This is a genomic window from Bacillus sp. SCT118 (assembly GCF_058566435.1).
Window position 1 is genome coordinate 2,358,150 of record NZ_CP191225.1, and the last position, 25,961, is coordinate 2,384,110.

Here is a 25,961-nt window from a genome sequence, read left to right on the forward strand (position 1 = left end):
ATTAAGCCCTCCTCATTAAAAAAGAAGATAATTTCTCAATAAATGTCTGTTTGTCTTCTTTGTGTCTCGTTTCTTCTCTTTCAAACAAGGCGTCCGCTAAAATACGGACTGACCGGCTGGCTTTTGCCTGAGGGCTTTTTATGAAAAAAGGAACCTGTTCGACAACCGCTTTGCTCACGATCACATCGTCAGAAACGGAACCGGCAAACTGAACCTGAACATCCAAAAACATATGAATTGTACGGGAGAGGCGGGCAAAAGCGTCAAGCCCTTCCTTTTGGTCACGGCACCGATTGACAGCCACCTTCATTGAAAGCTTATTTTCTGTCAAAACCAAGTGCTTGACAGCGCTGTATGCGTCCATAATGGCCGTCGGCTCGGGAGTTGTTATAATCAAAATATCTTCTGCTGATAAAATAAAAGGCAGTTGATCTTTTGATAAGCCCGCTCCCATATCAAACAGCACATAATCGAACTGGCTTAATGCATGAGAAAGTTCATTGGCAAAAAACGTCCATTTTCTCTGATCGAGCTGAAACATCACATCAAGACCGGTTCCCCCTGATATATACCGCAAACCCTTTGGGCCAATGGATAATGACTGGAGCAAAGGCTTACGATCGGTTAAAACATCAATTATCGTGGCAGACGATGAATTTCCTATTAATATATCAATGTTCCCCATCCCGATATCAAGGTCGATTAGCAGCACCTTCTTACCTTTATCCTGCAGCGCAAGTGCCATATTTAAGGTAATATTGGATTTTCCGACACCGCCCTTGCCGCTGATGACAGCAAGTGTCTTCGCTTTTTGTGAATAAACCATTGGCAGAACGCGCTCACGTTTTTCCATTTTCGCCCGTAAAGTTGCTGCTTGGTCATATCTGTTCATCTGCACAGCATCCTCACAAAACCAAGTGGAGATACAGTTTGTATATCCTCAGGCACATTCTGTCCGTTTGTCATAAACCCGACACCTATTTTTGATTCTGCCAGTATATTAAATACAGAACCTAAGGAAGTCGTTTCATCTATTTTCGTAAAAATATACTGATTGACAGGGACGGATGAAAACCGTTTGACAATATGCTTCATATCTTCATATTTTGCAGTCGCGGATAAAACAAGAAATGACTGAATGCTGCTCTCAAAAGGAATCGTTTCTTTCAGTTCATCAATGTATTGCGGGTCCTTGAAGTTTCTTCCGGCTGTATCAACAAACACATGATCATACTCAGAAAATAACTCCTTCGCCTGCTGAAATTCTTCTTTTGTATAGCAAACTTCCAGAGGAGCCTGCAGCAGTTCAGCGTATGTTTTCAACTGTTCAACAGCTGCAATACGATACGTATCTGTTGTAATAAAAGCGATTTTTTTATGTTTTTCAAGCATAGATATGGCTGCGAGTTTAGCCAGTGTAGTTGTTTTACCAGCCCCAGTTGAACCAAAGAGAACGATATATTTTGAATGAATTGGCTCCTGCCACTTGTCTGCTGAGGGCAGCATATCGCATAGTATTTCCTGAAGTTTGCCGACAACATTTTCTTCAGTCAAGCCGCCTGCTTCAACAGAGAAGCGAAGCAATTTTTTCAGAGTGTTCGTTTTCGTAGACTCTTTGATCCCTGTTTCTTGCAAAAGCTTTTCTGCTTTTCGCAGCGGCTCAGGAAGTACAGATTGATATGCTGAAAAATCACCTAGCCCCTGTTGCGCCGGAATTTGAGGGGGATATGTTCTCTCCTCTATTTTCGGACTGCTGACCGGAGTTTTTAATGTTTGTTTCGGTTCAGCTGCCTTCTGAGGCGTTTTTTTCTCAAGAAAGTCCTGATCCAATACGGCGATTACTTCAACAGCAGGCTTGTTGACGAGGCCAAACCATTTTCGCTTTTTAATTTTTTTTGAATTTAATATGACCGCTTCATTACCTAACTCTTTTCTGATGAGAAGTGCCGCTTCTTGCATTGAAGCAGCAGTAAATTTTTTTATTTTCATTAAATATCCACCACTCCAATGCTTTGTACCTCAACATTCGCCTCAAGTTCGTTATAAGAGAGTACCGGAAGATCAGGGAAGTACCGTTCCAGAAGCTGCTTCACATACATTCTGACAGGCGGCGAGCAAAGAAGAATCGCGGTTTCCTGACGTAATGAGAGCTGTTCAGCTTCTTTAGCGACAGAGCGCACTATACTTTCTGAAATATCTGGTTCAAGTGATAAATAGTTCCCGTGTTCCGTCTGCTGCACACCGTCTGCTATTGCTTTTTCTACACGGCCGGAACAAGTAACAACCTTCAACACTTCATTTTCTTTGGCAAACTGGGCTGTAATTTGTTTAGCAAGCGCTTGTCTTGTATACTCTGTCAAGAGATCAGAATCTGTTGTTAATTTCCCATAGTCAGCAAGTGTTTCAAAAATCGTTACTAAGTTTCGAATTGAAACTTTTTCTTTTAAAAGCTTAGCAAGCACTTTCTGAATATCACCGACAGACAATGGATTCGGCGTAACCTCTTCAACCAGGACTGGATACGATTCTTTCAAGTGATCGATCAGCTGTTTTGTCTCCTGCCTTCCGATCAATTCGTGGGCATGCTGCTTAATTTTCTCCGTAATATGCGTTGAAACGACTGATGCAGGATCAACTACTGTATAACCAAGCATATCGGCTTCATCCTTTACCGCTTCGCTAATCCATTTAGCCGGCAGCCCGAATGAAGGCTCCACTGTTTCAATCCCTTCAATGAGATCGTCCTCAGGAGTAGGCGACATCGCTAAATAATGATCAAGCAACAGCTCGCCTTTTGCTACTTCGTTTCCTTTAATTTTCAATCGGTATTCATTAGGCTGCAACGCTATATTATCTCTGATTCGCACGACAGGAATGACAAGCCCGAGTTCCAAAGCCAACTGACGGCGTATCATAACAATTCGGTCTAATAAATCACCGCCTTGATTGGCATCAGCAAGCGGTATCAGGCCATATCCAAACTCAAATTCTATCGGATCTATATGCAGAAGCTGAACAACACTTTCAGGGCTTTTAAGCTCGTCCACCTCAGCCTCTTCCTCAAGAATCTCATCCACTTCTTCTTTTTCCTTACCTGATTTAGATAGTGTATATGCGCCAAAAGCAAGCAATCCCGCAAGCGGCCCCGTCAGAAGGATGCCGATCGGAGTGAAAATACCTAAAAGCATGATCGTAGCTGCTGCGACGTATAAAAGCTTTGGATACGCAAACAGCTGGCCTGTAATGTCATGCCCTAAGTTTCCTTCAGAGGCAGCTCTTGTGACCACAATACCCGTAGCTGTAGAAATTAACAGTGCCGGGATTTGCGAAACAATTCCATCCCCTACAGTCAGCATCGTAAAGTGTGAAGCAGCTTCTTGAATGGACATGCCCTGCTGAAGCATTCCGATCACGATTCCGAAAATAATATTGATCATCACAATGATGATTCCGGCAATGGCGTCACCTTTTACAAATTTACTGGCACCGTCCATTGCTCCATAAAAGTCTGCTTCTCTTGCCACTTTTTCGCGGCGATGCTTCGCTTCCTGTTCGGTAATCATCCCTGCGTTTAAATCAGCATCAATACTCATCTGCTTCCCTGGCATTGCGTCCAGCGTAAACCTTGCTGCAACCTCGGAAACACGTTCAGCACCTTTTGTAATGACGATAAACTGAATAATAATAAGGATGATAAATACAACGAGTCCAACTAATACATTTCCGCCGACAACGAAATTTCCGAAAGTCTCGACGACTTTCCCTCCTTCACCGTGTGAAAGAATTGAACGGGTAGTTGAGACGTTCAAGCCCAAACGAAATAGGGTCAAAAGCAGCAACAGTGACGGAAAAATCGAAAACTGAAGCGCTTCCTGCATATTCATTGTGGTGAGAAGCACGATCAACGCAAGAGAAATATTAATAATGATCAAAATACTTAACAGCCATGGAGGAAATGGAATCACCAGCATCGCCACAATGAGGACAACACTTATTAAAACGGATAAATCTCTTGTTGACATGCTGTTTTTTCTCTCCTTTTAAATCGAAAAATTCAATATACTTTTTGTTTTGTTTTATATACGTAAGCCAGAATTTCTGCTAAAACTTTAAAAAATTCTTCCGGCACTGCCTGGTCAATTTCTACCTGATCATATAACGCACGGGCAAGCGGTCTGTTTTCTACCATCATGACATCATGCTCTTTAGCAATTTTCCTGATTTTTAACGCAAGGTGATCGACGCCTTTTGCAACAATATAAGGAGCGTCCATTTTTTCTTCATCATATTTCAGAGCAATCGCATAGTGAGTCGGGTTTGTGATAATGACATCTGCTTTTGGAACTTCCTGCATCATCCGCCTCATCGCCATTTCCCGCTGTCTTTGTTTAATTTTAGACTTGATAATCGGGTCTCCTTCAGATTTTTTGTACTCATCTTTTATATCTTGTTTTGACATTTTGATATTTTTCTCATAGTCAAATCTCTGATATAAATAGTCGAGACCAGCAAGAATCAATAATGCACCTGCACCGCTTAGTCCCATCCACAAAGTGAGTTTTGAAACGAAAGAAAGTGCCTCTTCGGGTGTCAGGAGAGGAAGCCGGAGAATTTCTCCATAATGCAGCCAAAGCACAGCAAAAGCCGCAAAACCGACGACTACGATTTTCAAAATTGATTTAATCAGCTCTACAATCGCCCTCATACTGTATATTCGTTTAAAGCCTTTGATCGGATCCAGTTTTTCAAGCTTAGGCTGTATCACTTCAGCAGAAAATAAGAACCCAACCTGCATATAGTTGCTTACGACTCCTGCAACAAGAGCAACAAGCAAGATCGGTGCGAGTATCATGCCCATATCCTTTAATAAGCTGACAAACAATGTATGCACATTTGATTCTGAGAGCTTCATTGTGAGCGATTCGGTATAAAATGTTTCTATGAATGACAGCAGCCTGTCTCTCATATACGGACCAATTGCAATAAGCGAAAGGAATATTACCAGTAAAGAAATGGCGGTATTGACATCCGAGCTTTTGGCTACTTGCCCTTTTTTTCGCGTATCCTTCCGTTTTTTCGGAGTGGCTTTTTCTGTCTTCTCTCCCGCAAAAAACTGCAGGTCAACTCTAAGCTTCATTAAGAAACACCGACCAATGCTAAAAGATTCCGCATCGTTTCAATCGTTAAACTGAAAACATTCCGGACAACGACGAAGATAACGGACATACATACAATGAGCATGATGAAACTGACAGCGATCTTTAAAGGCAGACCGACCACAAATACATTTAACTGCGGAACAGCTCGAGCCACGATACCTAATGCTAAATCAACTAGAAACAAACTGGCCACAACCGGCGCTGACATTTGAAAAGCGATAATAAACATTGCATTAAAGCTTTTCGCGATAAAATAGGCAAACTTTTCATCGCCGAAATTCGGAAATGCCTGATCAACTGAAATATACTGAAAGCTGTAGTAAATACCGTCCAGCAGCAAATGGTGGGCATTGACACTCAGCATAAACAAAAGTGCCATCGTATAGATAAACTGGCCAATCAACGGACTTTGTGCACCGGTTTGCGGATCAATAACGTTTGCTATTGAAAATCCCATTTGAAAATCAATAAACGAGCCGGCAATCTGCACTGCGGCAATCATCATATAAGCAATTAAACCCAGACATAGGCCGACCAAAGCTTCTTTAAACGCCAAGAGCATATAGTGCTCATCTATCTCCAAAGAGGGCGGTTTATCAATGGTGCTGAAACAAATGACCGCAAGAAAAAAAGCAAACCCTATGCGATGAACAGCTGGCACATTTCGATGTCCAAATAGCGGAATCGTTACAAAAAAAGCAGATATTCTAATAAAAACCAATAAAAAAGCAGGAAATAAGTCAATAATTGAATTCATCTCTACATTACCCTGCAAAACGATTTAAATTAGAAAACAGCTCTGTTGTAAATGAAAGAATCGTCGACAGCATCCACGGACCAAAAAAAATGAGAGCCAGGAGAACCGCCACGATTTTCGGAATAAACGCCAAAGTCTGTTCCTGGATTTGAGTTGTCGCCTGAAATATGCTGACAATTAAACCGACCAGTAAAGCAATAGCCAATAATGGCCCGCTGATCATCAGCGTTACGTATACGGCTTTTTCCGCCATAGAAATTACAAATTCTGAACTCACGTTTAGCACCTACCCTAAAAGCTCTGAAGCAAAGATTTCACAATTAAATACCAGCCGTCTACCAAAACAAAAAGTAATATTTTAAAGGGCAGAGAAATCATAACTGGAGGCAGCATCATCATTCCCATTGACATCAAGACGCTCGCCACTACCATATCTATAATTAAAAAAGGGATAAAAATCATAAAACCTATTTGAAATGCTGTTTTAAGCTCCGATATGGCAAAAGCCGGAACCATTGTTGTTAGCGGAATATCCTTTAATGATTCAGGTTTATCCATTTTTGCGTAATTCATAAACAGCGCCAGATCCTTCTGCCTTGTGTGTTTACTCATAAATTCTTTAATCGGTTCCTCAGCTTTCGTATACGCTTCATCCAAGCTGATTTTGTTGTCCATTAATGGGGTCAGCGCTTCTTTATTAATTTCTGAAAAAGTAGGAGCCATAATAAAAAATGTTAAAAACAGCGCAAGCCCGATAAGAACCTGGTTTGGGGGCATAGATTGCGTCGCAAGTGAAGTTCTGACAAATGACAGAACAATGACGATGCGAGTAAAACAAGTCATAAGAATCAATATTCCAGGCGCCACTGAAAATACAGTTAACAATAATAGTAATTTAACAGTTGAACTTACGTTTTCCGGATCGCTTGAACTGAAAATATTTATAAACTCATTCATGATGACGTGGGCCTTTCTTCTTTCCTTCAGAACGGTTTTGTTTTAACTCTTCAAGTTGCTCTTTTAATGCTTTTGAAAATGAAGGCAGTTTTTGCTGCGGCTGATGTTCAGAACTCTTAAGCGGCTTCACAAACTTTTGCCACTCTATTTTGCTTGACATTGCCTCTTCATGCTGACTGAGAATGACTTCAATCTCTTTTTCATCCTCAATTTCTTTCAGCAGCTGGATCGTCTCTCCTACACCGACGACGAGCACACTTTTCCCGACCTTGATCAATTGTATGGATCTGTTCTGGCCGACCGATGTGCCGCCAATATTTTCAACATATTGAAAAGGCTTTAGGAGCCGATTTCTTTTGTTCATGAGTTTAACCAGCCCGTAAATCAGCACGATAACAAACAGTAAAGCGAAAATCATCTTTACAAAATCAAAAGCTGAGACAGAAGGAGCAGCCGCTCCCTCCGTCTCATCAGCAGTTTTTGTTGTTTTTTCTTTCTTTTGCTCTGACTTATCTGCAGTTTTTTCATCTTTCTTTTGAAACCATTCGTTTACAGTTGAATTATCAGAGTCTGCCGCGGCAGCAGCAATCGGATGTACACTGAATAAAACGAAAAAACAAATAAAAACGATAAAACATTGACTCTTTTTCAACAGTCGTACACCCTTTAACTTAATGTTTTGTTGATTGCTTCAAGCACACGGTCAGCCTGGAAAGGTTTCACAATGAAATCCTTAGCGCCGGCCTGAATGGCATCAATAACCATTGATTGCTGTCCCATAGCAGAACACATGATGATTCTTGCCTGCGCATCAATTTGTTTAATTTCTTTTAATGCTGTAATACCATCCATTTCTGGCATCGTGATATCCATAGTAACAAGGTCAGGTGAATGCTCTTTATATTTCTCTACCGCTTGTGCTCCATTTTCAGCTTCAGCTACAACTTCAAAACCATTTTTAACCAAAATATCTTTAATCATCATTCGCATAAATGCTGCGTCATCTACAATTAAAATTCTATGTGCCATAATCTATCTCTCTCCTTGTGTTTCGTTATTTTAAATTATTAATGCGCTCTGCCTGGCTTAAAATGTCAGTGACTCTCACTCCGAAGTTTTCTTCAATGACAACGACCTCGCCTTTGGCAACGATACGCTGATTAACTAAAATATCTACAGGCTCACCGGCTAATTTATCAAGCTCGATAATACTTCCGGCAGAAAGCTCTAAAATCTCTTTTACGCTTCTCTTCGTTCTGCCAAGCTCAACAGTAATCGAAAGCGGGATATCCAAAAGCATATCCAGATTATGAATAGGGGCTTGTACAGCTTCGTTTGGATCAAACGCTGAAAATTCCACCGGTGAAACCTGAACTGGCGCTGCTTTTTTTGCTGTTCCCTGCCTTTTTGGCGGCTGCTGCTGTTGCTTCGGTTCAATACGCGGCTCTGGCGTCACAGGCTCTTTCGGCTGTTCGTATGTAACTTCAGGCTGCACCGTTTCTTCTTCCTCTGCACTTTCTGAGTTCATAAGGCTTGAAATTAAATCTTTCGCAAATGTCAATGGGTAAAGCTGCATAATGCTGGAGTCTATTAATTCTCCCACCTTTAAGTTGAAAGAAACTTTCACCAGCATTTCATCATCAGGAATACGGTCTGTACCCTTTTCTTCAGTAACATCCAGCAATTCAACCCGAGGAGGTGAAATATCAATTTTTTTACTGAATACAGTAGACATTGATGTGGCAGCCGATCCCATCATTTGGTTCATTGCTTCTTGAACCGCACTTAGATGGATTTCACCCAGTGAAGGGTCCGCACCTTTTCCGTCTCCCCCGATCATTAAGTCAGCAATGATCGCCGCGTCACTTTGTTCCACGACTAACAGGTTGCTTCCGCTGAAGCCCTCCGTATAATTCACTTCAATCGCTACATACGGTTCAGGAAACGCATCGCTGATTTTACTTCTTGGAATGACCGTTACGCTTGGAGTCGTAATATCGACCTTTTGATTTAAAAGCGTTGACAGTGCTGTCGCAGAACTGCCGAATGAAATGTTACCGATTTCACCGATCGCATCACGCTCCATTTCCGATAAATCATCTACTTCCGGAACCTCTGGCTCATCAAGCGTGCTGCCAGTACCGTTAAGAAGCGCGTCAATCTCATCTTGAGATAATCTATTATTCTCCATCTTGTTCACCTCTTATGTCGTGATCTAAAATTTGCACTGCCTGTTTTCGATTCACCCGGCCGGCTTGTCCTAAAAATTTCGGCTTATCTCCGACCAATACAGTAAGAGGATCCGTGACTGATTTGTCCAAAGTTATGCAGTCTCCGACTTCTAAACTTAAAAACTCTTCTATCGTCAGTTCAGATGTGCCGAGCTCGGCCACGACAGGTATTTGTGCTGTCATGATACGTTTTTCAAGCGACTTTGTTTCCTCAGGCTTTGGCTCATTTCGGTCTGATTGCATCCAATAGTGGACTGAAAGCTTCGGTATGAGCGGCTCGAGTACAATATGCGGGATACAGAGATTAATGACACCGCTGATTTCACCAATTTGAGTATTGAGCGAGATCACCACGACTGTTTCATTAGGAGATACCATCTGAACAAATTGCGGATTCACTTCAAACTCAGTCATTTCCGGTTCAATATCAGCAATTGACTGCCAAGCTTCTTTATAATTACCCAGTGCATTTTCAAATAAATTAGAAATGATTTTTGTTTCAATTTCTGTCAAACTGTCAACCTTGTTATGACTGATTCCAATCCCGCCCATGACTCGATCCATCATCGTATAAGCTATCGTGGGGTTGACCTCCATCATAATTCTGCCTTCCATCGGATGAACATCAAATAGATTTAGAATCGTCATGTTTGGAATCGATCTGATAAATTCCTCATACGGAACCTGATCAACAGAACTGACAGATATGTGAATATAGGTTCTGAGCTGAGCAGAAAAATGAGTGGTAAGAAGTCTTGCAAAATTGTCATGAATTCTCGTTAAACTGCGGATCTGATCCTTAGAAAACCGCAGCGCACGTTTGAAATCATAAACCTTGACTTTCTTCTCTTTTTCTTCTTTTTTCAGCTCTTCAGCGTCCATTTCACCAGTTGATATTGCAGAAAGCAGTGCATCTATTTCATTTTGGGAGAGAACTTCTCCTGACATTTTCCTCACCTCCGTATACTGTCAAATTATGCTTTATTGCAGATTAAAGGAGGTAATATACACTTTTTCTACTTTTCCTTTTTGGAGGTAGCTATTTATTTTATCTTTTAGTTCCTTCTTAAAGGTTTCTTTTCCCTTGTCTCCCTCAATCTGATCAGCATTCGTATCAGCCAGCAGTGATATAACAGCGTCTTTCACTTGGAAATCACGTTTCTCAAGTTCTTCTTTTGATTTATCAGAATCAGTTTCAAGTTTAATAGCAAGACGGATAATGTTATCAGACTTTAAATTTGTTGTGATCTCTTCTACATCAACAGAAGACGCAACGATTTCATCAATACTTTTTTTCGCTTCACTTTTTTCGGACTTTCCGCCTAAAACAAAATAAGCCGCCGCCCCGAGAGCACCAATTACGATAAGAATAATTAGTAAGATGATCATTAACTTTTTCTTCATTCCGGTTCCTCTATTCCTTGATCCATTGCAAATATTTGTATTTTTCGGTAGAAAGATGCGATCTTTTCCAGAACAGCTTCTTCATCTTCTTTTACTACAAACTTCTTACCATTTGACAGAGTGATTGTAGTATCCGGAAAGCATTCAATCTGTTCAATAAACAGCGCATTCAGTGTAAAGGGCTGCCCATTCAAACGGGTTACTTTAATCATAAAACAGCGGAGAAGCGATTACTCGCCTCCCCTCCCTCCTTAACGTTTAAGGTTAACCAGTTCTTGAAGGATTTCATCAGATGTTGTAATAATTTTCGAGTTTGATTGGAATCCACGCTGGGCAACAATCATTTCAGTAAATTCGTCAGTTAAATCAACGTTAGACATTTCGAGAAAACCTGATTTAAGGGAACCTGTACCGCCATCACCAGGCTGGTTGGCTGCACTGGCAGTCCCAGAGTTTAAAGACTCACGGTATAAGTTGCTTCCGATTTTATCCAAACCGTCACTGTTGGCAAAAGTAACAATCCCGATTTGTCCCCCGTCTTGTGTTTTCCCGTCAGCATCAACAATTGAGACCTTTCCATCAGAACCAATGCTGAAGCTTTGTGCATCAAGAGGGATTTTAATTGTTCCACCAGTCATATTTAACACATGATAGCCATCACCGGTAACCAGTGTTCCGGTATTATCTAAATAGAAGTTCCCTGCTCTTGTATAAGCTGTCCCGTCACCTGTATCAATTCGGAAGTAACCGTCGCCGTCAATTGCTAAATCAAGTGTTCTTCCTGTACTTTGTGTCGCGCTTGTTGAATGAATTGTATCAATTGTGCCAGATGATGAACCTAAACCGATCTGCTTAGAGTTCGTACCGCCGATAGTTGCACCAGCCGCAGAACCGCCGGCAATCGTTTGGCTTACCATATCTTTAAAGGTCACACGGCTTTTTTTGAATCCTACTGTATTCACGTTGGCAATGTTGTTACCGATTACGTCAAGCTTTGTTTGAAAGTTTTTCATACCGCTGATTCCAGAATAAAGTGAACGTAACATAATATATTCCCCCAGATGTTTTTATTTAGATGATTGTCCCACAGACATGACATTCGCAGGACTGATCTCGGTCCCATCATCAAGAACGAGATAATAATTTCCTTTAAAATGTTTAACAGAGCTTACTGTGCCTGTTTTATCTGTTGCACTTTTACCATCAGTCCAAGATACTTCTTTTCCCATCCAATCAACATACGTTGTAAACGGATCTTGTTTTTCGACAAATTGAGTCATTGTCGTATTCAGATTCATCATTTGCTCCAAACTTGAAAAAGTTGCCATCTGGCTGATAAATTCTTTATCATCAACCGGATTGAGCGGATCTTGGTTTTGGACTTGAGTCATTAATATTTTTAAAAACTCATCTTTCCCCAAGCTGCTGTTGTTCGTCGACACAGTATTCGTTTTTTCAGGCAGTTTATATTCTGAACTTATAGAAGTCATTCTTCTTCCTCCATTTCAACCATCGACACTTCATCGAGCAGATCGCCAAAATCATTTGATTGCTTTTTCTGCCTTTGCTGTCTCTGCCCCTCTTGCTGCTGTTTCTGTTCATCAGCAAGCTGGCCGTATACCGGCTGATCCCCGCTTTGGACTGGAAGAGTAAAACGGTCAATTTGGACGGCCATATTCGGCAATGATTGCTTCAGCTGAGGAAGGTGCTGTTCAAGCAATTCTTTTGCTGATTGACTAGATGCAATGATTTTACTCTGAAACATTCCATTTTCATTTGTCAGCTTGATTGTGACAAATCCTAAATGTTCAGGGTTCAGCCGAATAGTGAAGCTTCCCGTCGATCTGCCGAAAGGCGTATATTTCATCTGCTTCCACGCATTAATCACTTGATCAGCCACCGTTTTTGTTTCGGCATTTGGTATATCAGATGACATCTGCTGTAGATCAAGTGTTTGAACTCCTCCTATGCCCCGATACCCCGAAAACAGCATTTGGAGTCCTGATTTACTATCTACAGGCTGAATACTTCCAGAAACATCCGATGCATTTTTGCTGGATGAACTCTGCGAGAGCGGTGTGAGAACACGCTTCCCAAAGTCTTGTGATGATTCGGATGATTTCGATAACAAGAAGGCTTTCAGCTGGCTTTCAGCTAAACTCCATTCTTTAGTCCCTTTTTGAGGAAGCATAGACATTTGATCCATTAAGCTTTGAAAACTTTTCAGCTCTGACGCTGTCATGGAGTAAAGTTTTGAACTTGACTCAGCTTTAGTGAATATTTGCTGTTTAAGATCCTGAATTAGTTGTTGAGATACACCCTTCTTTTCTAATGCAGAAAGGAATTGATCTCCATTTTGGTAAATGGCATGAGCTTCATTGCCATTCCCGCGATCAGTCAGCTTATTCCCTTCTACGAGCTGGCTAATGAACATCTGGATATAGATAAGCTCTTTAGCAGGCTCGGATACTTCATTTTCCTGATTTGATTGCTCTGTATCAGACTTCAGTGCTCCATTAATGTCAGTAGCAGAATCATTGGCACTCAGAGCCGTTTTAGCTTCTGAAAAGATTTTCTCCGTTTCTGTGAGCAATTGATCCGTCCCGCCTGACATTTTTGATTCAACTGCTTGCAAAAGATTTTGCAACATTTGCAGAGCATTCGCATCCAATTGCTTCCCTGTCAGTTTGCTTAATGTTTGCAAAAGATCCGCATTTTGTTTGTCTTGGTCTTCAGGATTTGCATTTAGCCATTCACCGATCTTTTTAAGCGCATCTGCTAAAAGCTGATCTTCGGAATTAGGAGTACCCTTTCCTTGTTCTGAAAGTTCCTTCAATCCAGCCTCAGACATAAGCCAGTTTTGAAAAACTCCCTGGCTACTTTTCATGTTTTTAGCGGCAGAACCCGTTGTGGTTTGCAGCAAAGGTCCGGCTAATTCAAGCAGCTTCACCTTTCATTCCCCCTATTCTTGGCTGGCAGCAATTTTTTCTGTATAGGTTGCTGCTTGCTCAGGAGTCATTTTCGCCAATATGTCAGCAAGCTGCTTTTTGCTTAGGCCATTCAATATTTTCAGTGCTTCTTGCTCCTTTAATTGGGCAATAATTTTAGCAGCCTTTCCGCTGTCCATGCTTTTGTATACACTGATCACTTTGTCATTTTTTGAAGAAGCTTTCGAGTCTGCTGATCCTTCAGTATGATCTTCTGATGACTTTTTTTGATCCTCAGCCGTCTTTTCAAGTGAACGGATCTTTTGATTGAGCCTATCGATTTCTGATTTACTTGTTTCTAAATCTTTATTCAATATACTGATTTCACTTTTTTGATCCTTAATGGTCTTTTCCAGAGCTGCCGTATTACTGCTATCCTTACTTGATGCTGCACCTTTTTTATTTTCGGTTTCAGGGACCAATTCTTTAAGAACCGGCGTTTTTGCCGCAGCATCCTGTATCGGCTTTAAGACATCGATACCAGCAGCCCAAAGAACAATCCCCCCTGCGATTAATAGAAACATCAGCGGGAGGATAATGATAAGCAAAACCGAACGGAACTTACCTGATTCTTTCTTTTTGCCGGACATTACATTCGCTCCTAATGGCCTTGAATCATAAACTGCTTAATCGAAATATCGTCCATTTCTTTCATTTCTGCAGCTTTATCTTCAAGAGCAAACATTTTAAACTGTTTTTCACGCATTTTTTCAAACTTTTTCACTTCAATGTTTTTCTCTGTCAAAATTTCTTGTTTTTGATTCATTTGATTTCTTTTCATAATGACAAGCTTTTGATAGTGATAGATCGTATTATCAAGATTTGAGACAAATTGTTGGTAGTGCCTCATTTCTTGTACACTCATGCCGCTTTTTAATTTCTTTTCCTTATTTTGTTCCAGCAATTCTTTTTTGCTCATATTCTCATATAATTTTTCAGCAACGTTTTCAAATTCAGAAACTGATTGCTGATACTCGGATAAGGATTGGTCTTTTTCATTTTCTTTTAGTTCCAGCAGCTTTTGGAATCTAAATTGATAAGCCACGTTTATTCCTCATTTCCTGTCAAACTAGTTAATGCAGCAATGCTTTCTTCCAATAAAGCCGATTCGTCTGTTTCCTGCTTTAAAAATTGAATAAGCTGCGGATAAAATTGTATCGCTTCATCAATTTCTCTTGAGGATCCTCTTTTATAAGCTCCGATATTAATGAGATCTTCCGAATTTTGATATGTTGATAAAAGTTCACGGAATTTATTTGCCGCATCCATGTGCTGTTTTGTTGATATGTTTGACATCACCCTGCTGATGCTTTTTAGTACGTTAACTGCAGGAAACTGGCCTTTATTGGCAAGCGCCCTGTCCAACACAATATGTCCGTCTAAAATTCCGCGTACAGTATCGGCAATCGGCTCATTCATATCATCCCCGTCTACCAACACTGTATAAAATGCCGTAATGGTTCCATGCTCGTTTGCACCTGTTCGTTCTAGTAAACGAGGTAAAATAGCGAACACTGAAGGTGTATAGCCTTTTGTCGTCGGAGGCTCTCCGGCAGCCAGTCCAATCTCTCGCTGCGCCATTGCCACCCTTGTAACAGAATCCATCATAAACATGACATTTTGGCCTTTATCTCGGAAATACTCGGCAATTGCAGTCGCTGTATATGCCGCTTTCAATCTCATTAATGCTGGCTGGTCTGAGGTGGCAACGACTACAATCGATCGTTTCAGCCCCTCTTTCCCAAGATCTTTTTCAATAAACTCCCGAACCTCTCGTCCGCGTTCTCCGACAAGTGCAATGACGTTTAAGTCAGCCTCTGTCTGCTTGGCGATCATCCCCATTAAGGTGCTTTTTCCGACACCGCTTCCTGCAAAAATTCCAATCCGCTGGCCTTTACCGACTGTCAGCAAGCTGTCAATTGATCTGACTCCAACACCCATCTTTTCACGGATAGGCGGCCGTTTCATCGGGTTGGGCGGTGATTGCTCAGTCGATACAGGCGAAAGCCCTTTCGGCAGAAGTTTTCCGTCAAGCGGTTCTCCAAAAGCATCGATGACTTGTCCGATCAGTCCGGCTCCAACTTTAACCCGAAGTGATTCCCCAGTAGCTTCTACAATGCTGCCAGGTGCAATGCTCGCAGCCTCTAAATAAGGCATAAGCAAAATATTTTCTTCCTGGAAGCCGACTACCTCAGCTTTAATGACTTTCCCAGATTGTCCTTTTGCATAAATCAGGCACACGTCGCCAATTGAGCTTGCAGGCCCTTTTGATTCAATCATCAGGCCGATTACCCGCTTGACTTTTCCGTACCGTTTATACGAGTCTGTCATTTCTATACAATCTATCAGACTCTGTGTCTTCATTCAGCTGCACCCGCTTCCAGCGCTGTCAGAAGTTTATCTTTCAATTGCATCAATTGTGTGTCAACACTCGCATCTACCCTGCCAAAAGGAGTTTCAATATAACAGGTTCCTTTTTGAGCTTTTTCATCAGCATATATGCCAAGCCGGCATTCTTTATAAAGAAGCTGCTGGATTTCATCTTTTTGCTGAAAGATTGTCTCATAGTAATATGGATCAACATAAATTGATATATCGTCATATTCCTTCACTTCGTTTATAACCTGTTGTACAAGCAGGAGGAAAGCCTCTTTATCATCAGACTTTTGCTGCCAAACTTTTTTTGCTAGGGCAACGGCAAGCTCAACGATTTCTTCATTAGCGTCTTCAAGCTTGTCCTCAACAGCTTTTCTGGACATTTCAGTAATTCTGTTCGCTTGGCCGATCAGTTCGGCATACTGTTGCATTGCCTCAGCTTTGCCCAATGCTACTCCTTGTTCAAACCCCTCGGCTTTAGCTTCCTCAATAAGCTTCTGTTTTTCAGCCGCCCAATCGTTTTTCTCCTGCTCAATTTGACGGCGAATATTTTCTATATGACTGTTTGCCTGCTCAGAAATCCGGTCAGCTTCCTCTTTCACTCGGGCCATAAGCGCCTCCGGGTTCTCTTCAGCCTGCAAAAGGTGAGAATGATCAATACGCACCTCTTGTATAGAAAGTTTTCTTTTTTCCTTTTGTGGAGAAATAGATGATTCTTGTTTAATGATATTAGACAATAATATCATCCCCTCCGCCTCTTGCTATCACAATTTCACCGGCTTCTTCAAGCTTTCTGACGATGCTTACAATTCTCGATTGAGCTTCTTCTACATCTTTCAAGCGTACAGGGCCCATAAATTCCATTTCTTCTTTGAAGGTTTCAACCATACGCTGTGACATATTGTTGAATACAATTTCTTTGACTTCCTCGCTTGCAACCTTTAATGAAAGGAGCAAATCGTCGTTCTCAACATCGCGAATGACTCTCTGAATGGCACGGTTATCAAGTGTGACAATATCTTCGAAGACAAACATCCGCTTTTTAATCTCTTCAGCAAGATCGGGATCCTGAATTTCCAATGAATCCAAGATCGTCTTCTCTGTCCCTCTGTCTACCCCGTTTAACACTTCCACAACAGCTTCAATTCCGCCTGTTTGTGTATAATCCTGAGTAAATGCAGAAGATAATTTTTGTTCCAGAATCCGTTCTACCTCATTAATTATTTCTGGAGACGTTCTATCCATGACCGCGATTCTTCTCGCAACCTCAGCCTGTACTTCAGGATTCAGCTCGGATAAAATTTGCCCGGCCTGCACAGGATCTAAATAAGACAAGATTAACGCCATCGTCTGCGGATGCTCTTGCTGGATAAAATTCAAAATTTGTTCAGGCTCCGCTTTTCTGGCAAAATCAAATGGTTTAACCTGCAAAGAAGAAGTCAGCCTGTTTAGAATGTTCTCCGCCTTATCCTCTCCAAGCGCCTTTTCCAGAACTTGTCTTGCATAGCTTAAACCGCCTTGAGAAATATAATCTTGCGCAATGGCTATATTATGAAATTCTTCTATGATTTCATCCTTTTTTTGATGATCGACGCTTCGAACACCTGATATTTCCAGAGTAAGCCTTTCAATTTCTTCATCGGTTAAGTGCTTATAGACAGAAGCTGACACATCTAACCCCAAGGAAATCATGAGAATGGCTGCTTTTTGTTTTCCTGTAAGCTTATCTTGATCACGTCTCGCCATTTCTAATTCCTCCTAATCCTCGGCCAGCCAGCTTCTCAGCAGTTTTGCAAAATCTTCCGGCTTGTCTTTCGCCATCTTTTCAAGCTGTTTTCGTCTGACTGATTCCGCTGTTTCATTTTCCTCTTCGTTGATATCAGGCAAATTGATTGGTTCTTGAGGAACCTCATACTCATATTCCTCAAATTCATCCTCTTGCGCCCGTTTCTTTCTGATAAGCATAATGATTAGAACAATGATCGCTGCGATTAAAACACCGCCTACAATATATGCCCACAGCGGGATACCTGAGGAATTTTCCGTATTTGTATCCAAATTGACTTTTCCGTCGAATGGCTGAACGGAGACAACAATCTTATTATTGATATCAGCATCAGATAAATTCTGGTTTTGCGTTTCATCTTTATCCAAAGATGTTCTGACTACAGTTGAAAGGATTTTTTGTATATCATCCTGTCTTTCAGTTGATAGCGACGCTGTGTTTTTGGCATCAGGCGGCTCTACCATTACTTGAATCCCTAAATCTCTGACCTTATAAGGACTTTCGGCGATTTCTTTATGAATTCGGTTAACCTCGTAATTGATTTTGTTGCTGTTTTTTTCGTAGTTCCCGCTATCGGTATTTTCACCGTCAGCCTTATAATTTGTTACATCTTCCTCACCGGTTCCGGCAGTTCCGCCGTTGGCTGCACCGTCGCCCTGATATGTTTCAGATACCTTTTCAGCGCTGACTGCAATGCCTTCCATGTTTTCTTTATCCACAGGTTCGACAATGTCTTCTGTCCGATTTTCTTTTGTGAAATCAATGTCTGCTGTAACGGAGACAACGACTTTATCTTGGCCCATCATCGTACCAAGAAGTGACTGTACATGTTTTTGAATGTCTTTTTCAACTTGAGACTTAATTCCTTGCTGAGAAGAATAACTATCCGCGTAGGACCCTGCATCGCTGTCTGATTTGTCGTAGTATGTAGAATTTTGATCCATGATGACGATGTTATCTTCTTTTAGGTTCGGCACGCTTTTAGATACCAGATGATATAATCCGTTGATCTGGCTTTGATCAAGTGTATAACCCGGTTGAATCTGCAAAACGATTGATGCAGATGCTGCAGATTGCTCTTCACCGACAAACACCGCGTCTTTCGGGAGATTAATCATTACTTTTGAGCTTTTAATACCGTCCATTTCATTGATCAAGTTTGACAGTTCTGTCTGTGTAGCTTTTACTTTCACCATATCAAACTCATTGTCTGTCAAACCAAAGCCGGCATTCTGTCCAAAAAATGAATAATCAATTGATCCCGTTTTAGGAAGTCCTTCTGCAGCCATCTGCACTTTCAAAGAATCAACCTGATCCTCCGGAACACTAATCACTGTACCGCCATTCGAAAGTTCGTTTGGCACTTTTTTTGCATCCAATTCTTCTTTGATTTGTCCTGCTTCTTCGGCAGACAAATCTTTGTACAGCGGCGCCATTTTAGAATTTGAAGCAAAAACACTAATAATAATTCCAATAATAATAATTGCCGCTAAAGCACTAACCATTAAAATCTTTTGTAATTTAGATCTATTTTTCCAAAACTCACTCGTTTTGTTTTTCATTTGCATTAGAGTACGATTCATGTTAACCCCCGGTCATTCCACTCTTTCTCTAAATCGTCAGACCCCCTACATTTGCATTCTCATAATCTCCTGATAAGCTTCCACAGCTTTATTGCGGAACTCTGTTGCTGCAGTTAGAGAGATGCTAGCTTTTTGAGCAGCGATCATGACCTCATCAAGATTTACATCTTTTCCTGCAGCCAAGGCATTAGTCATGTTGTCAGAAGCTACTTGGGACTCATTTAACGAACTAATAGAGTTTTTTAAAAGCTCCGAAAAGCTTGTTTGATTTGAAGAATCTGTTTTTTGGCTATTGTTTACTTGATTTGTTGCATTTTGAGTGTTTTGAGTATTTTGAACCTGAAAAGGAGAAATTGCATTAATCACATTCATTCACCTACTTTCCGATTTCTAACGCCTTCATCAGCATTCCCTTTGTGGCATTCATCGCCGTGACATTCGCCTCATATGATCTGGTGCTGCTGACAAGATCAACCATTTCCTTTAATGGATCAACATTAGGCTTTTGTACATATCCATCAGCGTTTGCATCAGGGTCTGTCGGATCATAGACAAGATTAAAATCCGAATCATCCTCTGTAATTTTTGAAACCTTCACACCGTTTCCAGCATTCCCGCTTCCGCTCATTTGAGAATTGAGAATGGAAGAGAACGATTCACCTTTTGACTGAAGGGAGACCATTTTTCTTCTGTAAGGCACCCACTCTCCATTCACCTGCTTAGCTCTTGTCGTATCCATATTTGCTAAGTTAGATGATACAACGTCCATTCTGACTCGCTGAGCTGTTAAAGCCGATGCTGAAACATTTAAGCTATGAAAAGCTGTCATTATTTCCCTCCTGTTAATACGGTCTTCAGCGAATTAAATTTACCGTTCATTCTTTCAACCAAAGCTTGATAGTTGATTTGATTTTGCGCCAATTCTGTCATCTCTTTGTCAACATCAACATTGTTTCCGTTTTGCTGATACGATGTATCTCCGCTCGCAACAATTGAATAATTCGAATCAGTATCAGAAAAATCAACATGACGATAGTCTGTTTTTATCGCTTCAAGACGCGAGGATTCTTGATCTAATAAATTTTGGAAAGAGACTTTTTTTGCCTTATAGTTCGGTGTATCTATATTGGCGATATTATTAGTTATGACTTTTTGCTTAATATCCGCTCTGCTCAAGGCATTTTCAAGATTTTGTATCGTTCCAGAAAATAAGCTCAAATCCACTTACCTCCATTTCAGTTTTTTTCACCCTCAATATCCTTGTCGAGAATTGTAAAACTATATGCTTATTGTAAGAAATAACAGGCATAAAGTCTATGAAGTTCGTGTAAAAAAATGTCCTCACAATTATCTATTTTGTAACTAGGTATAAAGTCCTAGATTGTTAGAACTACATTTCTCGCCTTGATATAAGCCTGAAAATAGCAGAATTTCTGTTTTTTCTCCTTTCTTTTCGGCATTTTTGAAACTTTTTGAAGAAAAATGCAAAATTTATTAAAATTATTACATAGAAAGACTTTCAACCCAGGAAATAAAGCTTATTGATTTCCTTTATTTGAAATAAAAAAAGAACCCTCAAAAAGGGTTCTTTTTGTGATTAATGAGATTTTAGATTTTCTAATTCAATTAGGAATTTGTTGTTTAGCACCTTGATATAAGTACCTTTCATTCCTAATGATCTAGACTCGATAACACCGGCGCTCTCCAGCTTTCTGAGTGCGTTCACAATAACAGAACGGGTAATGCCGACACGGTCAGCGATTTTACTTGCAACAAGAAGACCTTCGTTTCCGTCAAGCTCCTCAAAAATGTGCTCAATTGCTTCAAGCTCACTGTAAGAAAGCGAGCTGATAGCCATTTGTACGACAGCTTTGCTTCTTGCTTCCTCTTCAATTTCTTCTGCTTTTTCTCTTAGGATTTCCATTCCGACAACTGTTGCGCCGTATTCAGCTAGAATTAAGTCATCGTCATTGAATTGATCTTGTAAACGTGAAAGAATAAGTGTTCCTAATCTTTCCCCGCCTCCGATGATCGGCACAATTGTTGTTAAACCAGCTTGGAACAGGTCTCTGTTCTCAACAGGAAAAGCAGTATATTCACTATTAATATCCAAGTTAGAAGATGTTTCAGGGACATTAAACAGATTTTTCGTATATTCTTCAGGGAATTGACGATCCTCAAGCATTTTTTTCATACGATCATTTTCAATTTGCTGGTTAATAGAATACCCAAGGAGTTTCCCTCTGCGGCTTACAACGAAAATATTGGAATCAATTACATCCCGCAGCGTCTCCGCCATTTCCTTGAAGTTAACCGGTTTCCCTGCCGCAGCTTGCAGCATGGAGTTAATAATTCTTGTTTTTTGTAATAAAGCCATGATAAATAATCCTCCTAAACATTCCTCATATTAAATTTTTCACAATATAAATTGACTTAAATCTTTGTTTTTGGCTATCGTTCCGAGCTTTTCTTCGACATACTGTGGTGTAATCGTTATTTTCTCCATCGTTACATCTGGAGCTTCAAACGACAAATCTTCTAATAGGCGTTCAAGTATTGTATGAAGGCGTCTCGCACCGATATTATCTGTGTCCTGGTTCACATGATAAGCAACTTCAGCAATCTTATGAATAGCTTCGTCAGAAAATTCAAGAGATATACCTTCTGTCTGCAATAATGCCTGATATTGTTTCAGCAGCGCATTATCCGGCTCAACCAAAATTCTCACGAAGTCGTCTACCGTGAGTTTGTTCAGTTCTACACGAATCGGGAAACGCCCCTGCAGCTCGGGAATCAAATCAGACGGTTTGGCCATATGAAACGCTCCTGCTGCAATAAATAATACATGGTCTGTTTTTACAGAACCATATTTTGTGACAACAGTAGAACCCTCAACAATCGGCAGGATATCCCGCTGAACGCCTTCTCTTGAAACATCGGCAGAAGAAGATGCACCGCCGTTCTTTGCGATTTTATCAATCTCATCGATAAAGATAATCCCGCTCTCTTCTGCTCTCTGAACAGCTTCCTGGCTGACTTCATCCATATCGATGAGTTTGCTTGCTTCTTCATTCGTCAGGACTTTTCTGGCTTCTCTGACTGTCATTTTGCGCCGTTTCTTTTTCTTTGGCATTAATCCGCTCAGCGCATCCTGCATGTTCATACCCATCTGCTCCATACCCGAGCCCTGCAGCATGTCAAACATAGAAGGCTGCTGTTCTTCGACTTCTACTGTTACATAGTAGTCTTCGAGCTCTCCTAAAGCCAGCTGATGCGCCATTCGTTTTCTTTTTTCTTCGATGTTTGCTTCTTCCTGGCTCTCCGCCTCATCTTCACCATTCGGCTGGCTGCCTCCAAAAAACATTTCAAACGGATTTTTAACGCCAGATTGTTTTTTCTTCCCAGGAACTAACAGACGAACAATGCGTTTGTTTGCATTTTCTTCTGCCTGTTCCTTTACTTCATTCATTTTCTCTTCTTTGATAAGCCGAACAGAAGTCTCCACAAGATCTCTGACCATTGATTCAACATCTCTGCCTACATAGCCGACTTCGGTAAATTTAGTAGCTTCAATTTTGATAAATGGCGCACCTGAAAGCTTGGCAATTCGTCTGGCAATTTCAGTTTTCCCGACGCCGGTAGGACCCATCATTAAAATGTTTTTCGGAACGACCTCGTCCTTCAGCTTTTCATCCAGAAGACTTCTTCTATAGCGGTTTCTTAATGCCACGGCGACAGCTTTTTTCGCATTTTGCTGACCGACAATATATTGGTCTAACCGATCTACAATCTGTCTAGGAGTTAACGGTTTTTTTTCCATGCGCCTCAAGTCCTTTCTATTCAAGCTCTTCCAGTATGATTTGATCGTTCGTGTAAACACAAATTTCGCCTGCTGTTTCTAACGCGGCTCTGGCAATCTCACTTGCGGACATGCTTTCACCGGCATGCTTTTTCAATGCTCTTCCCGCTGCCAAAGCGTAATTGCCTCCTGATCCAATCGCGAGAATGCCGTCATCTGGTTCGATCACCTCGCCTGTTCCCGATACGAGAAGCAAAGTATCCTGATTCATAACAATCAGCATGGCTTCGAGCTTTCTTAGCACTTTATCGCTGCGCCATTCCTTCGCAAGCTCAACAGCCGCACGTTTTAAGTTGCCGTTATATTCTTCAAGCTTAGCTTCAAACTTTTCGAATAAAGTGAAAGCGTCTGCAACAGATCCCGCAAAGCCAGCAAGAACTTTGCCGTTAAACAGTTTTCTCACTTTCCGTGCCGTGTGTTTCATGACAACAGCCTGACCAAATGTTACTTGGCCGTCTCCGGACATAGCGCTTCGTCCTTTATGCTGTACGGCAAATATTGTGGTCGCATGAAAAGATGACATAAAGGGCCTCCTTTAATTTTTCTTAAATGCTCTTGGATGGTGAGACATATATGTGTTTCTCAACATTTCCTTCGAAACATGCGTGTATATCTGTGTAGAAGACAGATTGGAATGCCCGAGCAGTTCTTGAACGCTTCTCAAATCCGCTCCTTCATTTAACAGATGCGTGGCGAACGTATGTCGAAGCATATGCGGATGGATATGTAAAGTGCTTGACGCTTTTTGAACAAGCCCGCTTAAAATATGTCTGATGCCACGGGCTGTAAGCGGTCCGCCTCTTTGATTTACGAATAATAGATCATGAGGTTCTTTTGCCTTCATCAGCAAGCACTGTCTTCCGCTATTCATGTATACCTTCAACGCTTCGCGGGCATAAGACCCAAAGGGGATATAGCGCTGCTTCTTGCCTTTACCGTGAACAAGCACAGTGTCCATAAATAAATCAACGTCGTTAATAGTTATGGAACAGCATTCACTGACCCTCATTCCGGTGGCATAGAGCAGCTCTAACAGCGCTTGATCCCTCATTCCGGCCGGCTGGCTTATATCTGAAACTTCAAACAGCTTCTCAAGCTCTTTTTGATATAGAAACTTCGGTATCCGTTTCTCCTGTTTTGGCAGATGAACAAGCTGAAACGGATTTTCTTCAATAAGCTTTTCCCGCATCAGAAACTTATAAAAGCTTCTTAATGCAGATATCTTTTTGCTTATTGTTCTTCTCGATAAACCTTTTTCATAGGCTTCTGTCAAAAAAATCCTAGTATCTTGATATGCAGCTTCTTCAAATCCATTTATACCTTGAACGCGCAGGAAAGTCTCGAATTCTTCAATTGAATCCACATAATTCACAATAGTATATTGTGAATAATTTTTTTCAATTTGTAAATATTCAACGAATAACTTTACGAAATTCTTAACATTCTCCATGCCTAAAACCTCCCTAGGAAGGGCTTTTAAATGGTATCACAAATCGCGCTCAGGTTGCAATCAATACCTATATTGTTTTCGAAATTGTTTGAATTGTTTCAATCGCACGGTTCGCGTATTGTTCATTTCGTTCTTTTTTATTTTTAATTTTAACTGGCAATTCTTTTAAAAGCCCAAAGTTTGCATTCATCGGCTGGAAGTTCTTCTGGTTTGTTGTTGTAATATAATGTGCCATACTGCCAATTGCTGTTTCCTGAGGGAAAATAACAAGCTCTTCTCCCAATACAAGCTTCGCCGCATTAATGCCTGCTACAAGTCCTGAGGCAGCTGATTCCACATATCCTTCTACTCCCGTCATTTGGCCTGCAAAGAACAGATCACTGCGGTTTTTAAATTGATAAGTCGGCTTTAACAGGCTTGGAGAGTTAATAAATGTGTTTCTGTGCATCACGCCATATCTGACGATTTCTACATTTTCAAGTCCTGGAATCAACTTGAGAACTTCCTTTTGGTCTCCCCATTTTAAATGAGTCTGGAATCCTACAATATTATAAAGTGTTCCCGCAGCATCATCCTGTCTGAGCTGAACGACGGCATAAGGGCGTTTTCCTGTAACAGGATGCTCTAGACCAACCGGTTTCATCGGACCGAAAAGCATTGTTTTCTTACCCCGTTTTGCCATGACTTCAATCGGCATGCAGCCTTCAAAGAAAATCTCTTTTTCAAATTCTTTTAACGGCACTGTTTCTGCTGATGTTAATGCTTCATGAAAACGGTCAAACTCTTCTTCTGTCATCGGGCAGTTCAAATATGCTGCTTCACCTTTATCATAACGGGATTTCAGGTACACTTTATCCATATCAAGGCTGTCTTTTTCTACAATTGGCGCCGCTGCGTCATAAAAATATAAATAGTCCTCTCCAGTCAGCTCCTTCAGCTGGGCGGACAGCGATTCAGATGTTAACGGACCCGTTGCGATGATAGTAGGGCCTTCAGGAATTTCAGTCACTTCTTCATTAATAACGGTTACGTTTGGATGATTTTTCACCCGATTTGTCACACTTGCGGCAAATTCATGACGGTCTACTGCAAGAGCGCCCCCGGCAGGCACCGAACATTCGTCAGCCGCCGCGATAATGGCTGAATCAAGCGCACGCATTTCTTCCTTTAATACACCGACAGCGTTAGCAAGTGTATTAGAGCGAAGAGAGTTGCTGCAGACAAGCTCTGCAAATTTATCTGTATGGTGCGCAGGCGTTTGTTTAACTGGCCGCATTTCATACAATTTGACTTGAATCCCCCGTTTGGCAAGCTGCCATGCCGCTTCACTTCCTGCGAGTCCGGCTCCGATTACATTCACTGTTTGTTGGTTCATCTTTCACATCTCCTAGTTTATTATTCAAGGCCTTCTT

The 25,961-nt window shown here is 41.1% G+C and carries 30 protein-coding genes; all 30 read right to left on the reverse strand.

Features of this window, described 5'->3' with window-relative positions; translation table 11 throughout:
- Nucleotide 1: 1 nt before the first annotated feature.
- Nucleotides 2-898: a flagellum location/number ATPase FlhG gene (flhG, locus tag ACQVGT_RS11940; protein ID WP_080030667.1), complete on the reverse strand. Its 897-nt coding sequence runs from the start codon at nt 896-898 to the stop codon at nt 2-4.
- A complete protein-coding gene (gene flhF / locus ACQVGT_RS11945; protein ID WP_015383670.1) occupies nt 889-1,989 on the reverse strand; it encodes a flagellar biosynthesis GTPase FlhF in 1,101 nt (366 codons plus the stop codon). Before flhF ends, flhG begins: the two co-directional genes overlap by 10 nt.
- Nucleotides 1,989-4,022: a flagellar biosynthesis protein FlhA gene (gene flhA, locus ACQVGT_RS11950; protein WP_003231947.1), complete on the reverse strand. Its 2,034-nt coding sequence runs from the start codon at nt 4,020-4,022 to the stop codon at nt 1,989-1,991. The genes flhF and flhA overlap by 1 nt, the downstream gene beginning before the upstream one ends.
- A 32-nt stretch (nt 4,023-4,054) precedes the next feature.
- Nucleotides 4,055-5,137 (reverse strand): flagellar biosynthesis protein FlhB, encoded by a 1,083-nt coding sequence (gene flhB, locus ACQVGT_RS11955; protein WP_015483227.1) that lies wholly within the window; start codon nt 5,135-5,137, stop codon nt 4,055-4,057.
- Complete coding sequence (fliR, locus tag ACQVGT_RS11960; protein ID WP_015383669.1) at nt 5,137-5,916, reverse strand: flagellar biosynthetic protein FliR; 780 nt, start codon at nt 5,914-5,916, stop codon at nt 5,137-5,139. The genes flhB and fliR overlap by 1 nt, the downstream gene beginning before the upstream one ends.
- 7 nt (nt 5,917-5,923) lie before the next feature.
- Complete coding sequence (gene fliQ / locus ACQVGT_RS11965; RefSeq protein WP_003220888.1) at nt 5,924-6,193, reverse strand: flagellar biosynthesis protein FliQ; 270 nt, start codon at nt 6,191-6,193, stop codon at nt 5,924-5,926.
- A 14-nt stretch (nt 6,194-6,207) separates the two neighbouring features.
- Nucleotides 6,208-6,873, reverse strand: a complete 666-nt coding sequence (fliP, locus tag ACQVGT_RS11970; RefSeq protein ID WP_003245692.1) for a flagellar type III secretion system pore protein FliP — start codon at nt 6,871-6,873, stop codon at nt 6,208-6,210.
- A complete protein-coding gene (gene fliZ, locus ACQVGT_RS11975; RefSeq protein WP_015383667.1) occupies nt 6,866-7,525 on the reverse strand; it encodes a flagella biosynthesis regulatory protein FliZ in 660 nt (219 codons plus the stop codon). Before fliZ ends, fliP begins: the two co-directional genes overlap by 8 nt.
- Before the next feature lie 14 nt (nt 7,526-7,539).
- Entirely contained in the window at nt 7,540-7,902 is a 363-nt protein-coding gene (cheY, locus tag ACQVGT_RS11980; RefSeq protein ID WP_014476812.1) for a chemotaxis protein CheY, read from the reverse strand.
- A gap of 25 nt (nt 7,903-7,927) precedes the next feature.
- Complete coding sequence (fliY, locus tag ACQVGT_RS11985) at nt 7,928-9,064, reverse strand: flagellar motor switch phosphatase FliY (protein ID WP_014479788.1); 1,137 nt, start codon at nt 9,062-9,064, stop codon at nt 7,928-7,930.
- The gene (gene fliM, locus ACQVGT_RS11990; protein WP_003220879.1) at nt 9,054-10,052 is read right to left on the reverse strand and encodes a flagellar motor switch protein FliM; all 999 of its coding nucleotides are present in this window, start codon (nt 10,050-10,052) and stop codon (nt 9,054-9,056) included. The genes fliY and fliM overlap by 11 nt, the downstream gene beginning before the upstream one ends.
- A 33-nt stretch (nt 10,053-10,085) precedes the next feature.
- Entirely contained in the window at nt 10,086-10,508 is a 423-nt protein-coding gene (gene fliL / locus ACQVGT_RS11995) for a flagellar basal body-associated protein FliL (RefSeq protein WP_015383666.1), read from the reverse strand.
- On the reverse strand, nt 10,505-10,720 hold the full coding sequence (gene swrD, locus ACQVGT_RS12000) for a swarming motility protein SwrD (protein ID WP_015383665.1): 216 nt from the start codon (nt 10,718-10,720) through the stop codon (nt 10,505-10,507). The genes fliL and swrD overlap by 4 nt, the downstream gene beginning before the upstream one ends.
- 39 nt (nt 10,721-10,759) lie before the next feature.
- Entirely contained in the window at nt 10,760-11,554 is a 795-nt protein-coding gene (gene flgG, locus ACQVGT_RS12005) for a flagellar basal body rod protein FlgG (protein ID WP_015383664.1), read from the reverse strand.
- Between the two features lie 21 nt (nt 11,555-11,575).
- Nucleotides 11,576-11,998: a flagellar hook assembly protein FlgD gene (gene flgD, locus ACQVGT_RS12010; RefSeq protein ID WP_015383663.1), complete on the reverse strand. Its 423-nt coding sequence runs from the start codon at nt 11,996-11,998 to the stop codon at nt 11,576-11,578.
- Nucleotides 11,995-13,458: a flagellar hook-length control protein FliK gene (locus ACQVGT_RS12015; protein WP_015383662.1), complete on the reverse strand. Its 1,464-nt coding sequence runs from the start codon at nt 13,456-13,458 to the stop codon at nt 11,995-11,997. Before ACQVGT_RS12015 ends, flgD begins: the two co-directional genes overlap by 4 nt.
- Before the next feature lie 12 nt (nt 13,459-13,470).
- A complete protein-coding gene (locus ACQVGT_RS12020) occupies nt 13,471-14,085 on the reverse strand; it encodes a MotE family protein (protein ID WP_015483226.1) in 615 nt (204 codons plus the stop codon).
- A gap of 11 nt (nt 14,086-14,096) precedes the next feature.
- Nucleotides 14,097-14,540 carry a flagellar export protein FliJ gene (fliJ, locus tag ACQVGT_RS12025; RefSeq protein ID WP_003231977.1) on the reverse strand — a complete coding sequence of 148 codons (444 nt, stop codon included), beginning with the start codon at nt 14,538-14,540 and terminating at the stop codon, nt 14,097-14,099.
- A gap of 2 nt (nt 14,541-14,542) precedes the next feature.
- Nucleotides 14,543-15,859 carry a flagellar protein export ATPase FliI gene (gene fliI, locus ACQVGT_RS12030; RefSeq protein WP_015483225.1) on the reverse strand — a complete coding sequence of 439 codons (1,317 nt, stop codon included), beginning with the start codon at nt 15,857-15,859 and terminating at the stop codon, nt 14,543-14,545.
- Complete coding sequence (gene fliH / locus ACQVGT_RS12035) at nt 15,856-16,608, reverse strand: flagellar assembly protein FliH (RefSeq protein ID WP_015383659.1); 753 nt, start codon at nt 16,606-16,608, stop codon at nt 15,856-15,858. The genes fliI and fliH overlap by 4 nt, the downstream gene beginning before the upstream one ends.
- Nucleotides 16,601-17,617, reverse strand: coding sequence for a flagellar motor switch protein FliG (fliG, locus tag ACQVGT_RS12040; protein ID WP_003231981.1), 1,017 nt, complete (start codon nt 17,615-17,617; stop codon nt 16,601-16,603). Before fliG ends, fliH begins: the two co-directional genes overlap by 8 nt.
- Nucleotides 17,618-17,629: 12 nt before the next feature.
- Nucleotides 17,630-19,240, reverse strand: a complete 1,611-nt coding sequence (gene fliF, locus ACQVGT_RS12045; protein WP_015483223.1) for a flagellar basal-body MS-ring/collar protein FliF — start codon at nt 19,238-19,240, stop codon at nt 17,630-17,632.
- 45 nt (nt 19,241-19,285) lie between these two features.
- The gene (gene fliE, locus ACQVGT_RS12050; RefSeq protein WP_003238544.1) at nt 19,286-19,606 is read right to left on the reverse strand and encodes a flagellar hook-basal body complex protein FliE; all 321 of its coding nucleotides are present in this window, start codon (nt 19,604-19,606) and stop codon (nt 19,286-19,288) included.
- Between the two features lie 10 nt (nt 19,607-19,616).
- A complete protein-coding gene (gene flgC / locus ACQVGT_RS12055) occupies nt 19,617-20,069 on the reverse strand; it encodes a flagellar basal body rod protein FlgC (RefSeq protein WP_014479779.1) in 453 nt (150 codons plus the stop codon).
- Nucleotides 20,069-20,458 carry a flagellar basal body rod protein FlgB gene (gene flgB, locus ACQVGT_RS12060; RefSeq protein ID WP_003245656.1) on the reverse strand — a complete coding sequence of 130 codons (390 nt, stop codon included), beginning with the start codon at nt 20,456-20,458 and terminating at the stop codon, nt 20,069-20,071. Before flgB ends, flgC begins: the two co-directional genes overlap by 1 nt.
- 379 nt (nt 20,459-20,837) lie before the next feature.
- A complete protein-coding gene (gene codY / locus ACQVGT_RS12065) occupies nt 20,838-21,617 on the reverse strand; it encodes a GTP-sensing pleiotropic transcriptional regulator CodY (protein WP_003220850.1) in 780 nt (259 codons plus the stop codon).
- Between the two features lie 39 nt (nt 21,618-21,656).
- Nucleotides 21,657-23,060, reverse strand: coding sequence for an ATP-dependent protease ATPase subunit HslU (hslU, locus tag ACQVGT_RS12070; RefSeq protein WP_014476801.1), 1,404 nt, complete (start codon nt 23,058-23,060; stop codon nt 21,657-21,659).
- Nucleotides 23,061-23,076: 16 nt separating this feature from the next.
- The gene (clpQ, locus tag ACQVGT_RS12075; RefSeq protein WP_003238555.1) at nt 23,077-23,622 is read right to left on the reverse strand and encodes an ATP-dependent protease subunit ClpQ; all 546 of its coding nucleotides are present in this window, start codon (nt 23,620-23,622) and stop codon (nt 23,077-23,079) included.
- Between the two features lie 12 nt (nt 23,623-23,634).
- The gene (gene xerC, locus ACQVGT_RS12080) at nt 23,635-24,549 is read right to left on the reverse strand and encodes a tyrosine recombinase XerC (RefSeq protein WP_015383656.1); all 915 of its coding nucleotides are present in this window, start codon (nt 24,547-24,549) and stop codon (nt 23,635-23,637) included.
- 67 nt (nt 24,550-24,616) lie between these two features.
- Complete coding sequence (trmFO, locus tag ACQVGT_RS12085; protein ID WP_003244725.1) at nt 24,617-25,924, reverse strand: FADH(2)-oxidizing methylenetetrahydrofolate--tRNA-(uracil(54)-C(5))-methyltransferase TrmFO; 1,308 nt, start codon at nt 25,922-25,924, stop codon at nt 24,617-24,619.
- Nucleotides 25,925-25,961: the final 37 nt, after the last annotated feature.

What these genes read in the sequence shown, in the direction of transcription:
- fliF (WP_015483223.1), bottom strand. Translation starts at nt 19,240, where the DNA reads ATGAATCGTACTCTAATGCAAATGAAAAACAAAACGAGTGAGTTTTGG.
- fliI (WP_015483225.1), bottom strand. Translation starts at nt 15,859, where the DNA reads ATGAAGACACAGAGTCTGATAGATTGTATAGAAATGACAGACTCGTAT.
- cheY (WP_014476812.1), bottom strand. Translation starts at nt 7,902, where the DNA reads ATGGCACATAGAATTTTAATTGTAGATGACGCAGCATTTATGCGAATG.
- flhB (WP_015483227.1), bottom strand. Translation starts at nt 5,137, where the DNA reads ATGAAGCTTAGAGTTGACCTGCAGTTTTTTGCGGGAGAGAAGACAGAA.
- trmFO (WP_003244725.1), bottom strand. Translation starts at nt 25,924, where the DNA reads ATGAACCAACAAACAGTGAATGTAATCGGAGCCGGACTCGCAGGAAGT.
- fliP (WP_003245692.1), bottom strand. Translation starts at nt 6,873, where the DNA reads ATGAATGAGTTTATAAATATTTTCAGTTCAAGCGATCCGGAAAACGTA.
- hslU (WP_014476801.1), bottom strand. Translation starts at nt 23,060, where the DNA reads ATGGAAAAAAAACCGTTAACTCCTAGACAGATTGTAGATCGGTTAGAC.
- flgG (WP_015383664.1), bottom strand. Translation starts at nt 11,554, where the DNA reads ATGTTACGTTCACTTTATTCTGGAATCAGCGGTATGAAAAACTTTCAA.
- flhF (WP_015383670.1), bottom strand. Translation starts at nt 1,989, where the DNA reads ATGAAAATAAAAAAATTTACTGCTGCTTCAATGCAAGAAGCGGCACTT.
- fliL (WP_015383666.1), bottom strand. Translation starts at nt 10,508, where the DNA reads ATGAAGAAAAAGTTAATGATCATCTTACTAATTATTCTTATCGTAATT.
- xerC (WP_015383656.1), bottom strand. Translation starts at nt 24,549, where the DNA reads ATGGAGAATGTTAAGAATTTCGTAAAGTTATTCGTTGAATATTTACAA.
- swrD (WP_015383665.1), bottom strand. Translation starts at nt 10,720, where the DNA reads ATGATTAAAGTAACCCGTTTGAATGGGCAGCCCTTTACACTGAATGCG.
- fliR (WP_015383669.1), bottom strand. Translation starts at nt 5,916, where the DNA reads ATGAATTCAATTATTGACTTATTTCCTGCTTTTTTATTGGTTTTTATT.
- fliG (WP_003231981.1), bottom strand. Translation starts at nt 17,617, where the DNA reads ATGGCGAGACGTGATCAAGATAAGCTTACAGGAAAACAAAAAGCAGCC.
- flgC (WP_014479779.1), bottom strand. Translation starts at nt 20,069, where the DNA reads ATGACAGCTTTTCATAGCTTAAATGTTTCAGCATCGGCTTTAACAGCT.
- ACQVGT_RS12020 (WP_015483226.1), bottom strand. Translation starts at nt 14,085, where the DNA reads ATGTCCGGCAAAAAGAAAGAATCAGGTAAGTTCCGTTCGGTTTTGCTT.
- fliY (WP_014479788.1), bottom strand. Translation starts at nt 9,064, where the DNA reads ATGGAGAATAATAGATTATCTCAAGATGAGATTGACGCGCTTCTTAAC.
- flgD (WP_015383663.1), bottom strand. Translation starts at nt 11,998, where the DNA reads ATGACTTCTATAAGTTCAGAATATAAACTGCCTGAAAAAACGAATACT.
- clpQ (WP_003238555.1), bottom strand. Translation starts at nt 23,622, where the DNA reads ATGTCATCTTTTCATGCGACCACAATATTTGCCGTACAGCATAAAGGA.
- flhA (WP_003231947.1), bottom strand. Translation starts at nt 4,022, where the DNA reads ATGTCAACAAGAGATTTATCCGTTTTAATAAGTGTTGTCCTCATTGTG.
- codY (WP_003220850.1), bottom strand. Translation starts at nt 21,617, where the DNA reads ATGGCTTTATTACAAAAAACAAGAATTATTAACTCCATGCTGCAAGCT.
- fliM (WP_003220879.1), bottom strand. Translation starts at nt 10,052, where the DNA reads ATGTCAGGAGAAGTTCTCTCCCAAAATGAAATAGATGCACTGCTTTCT.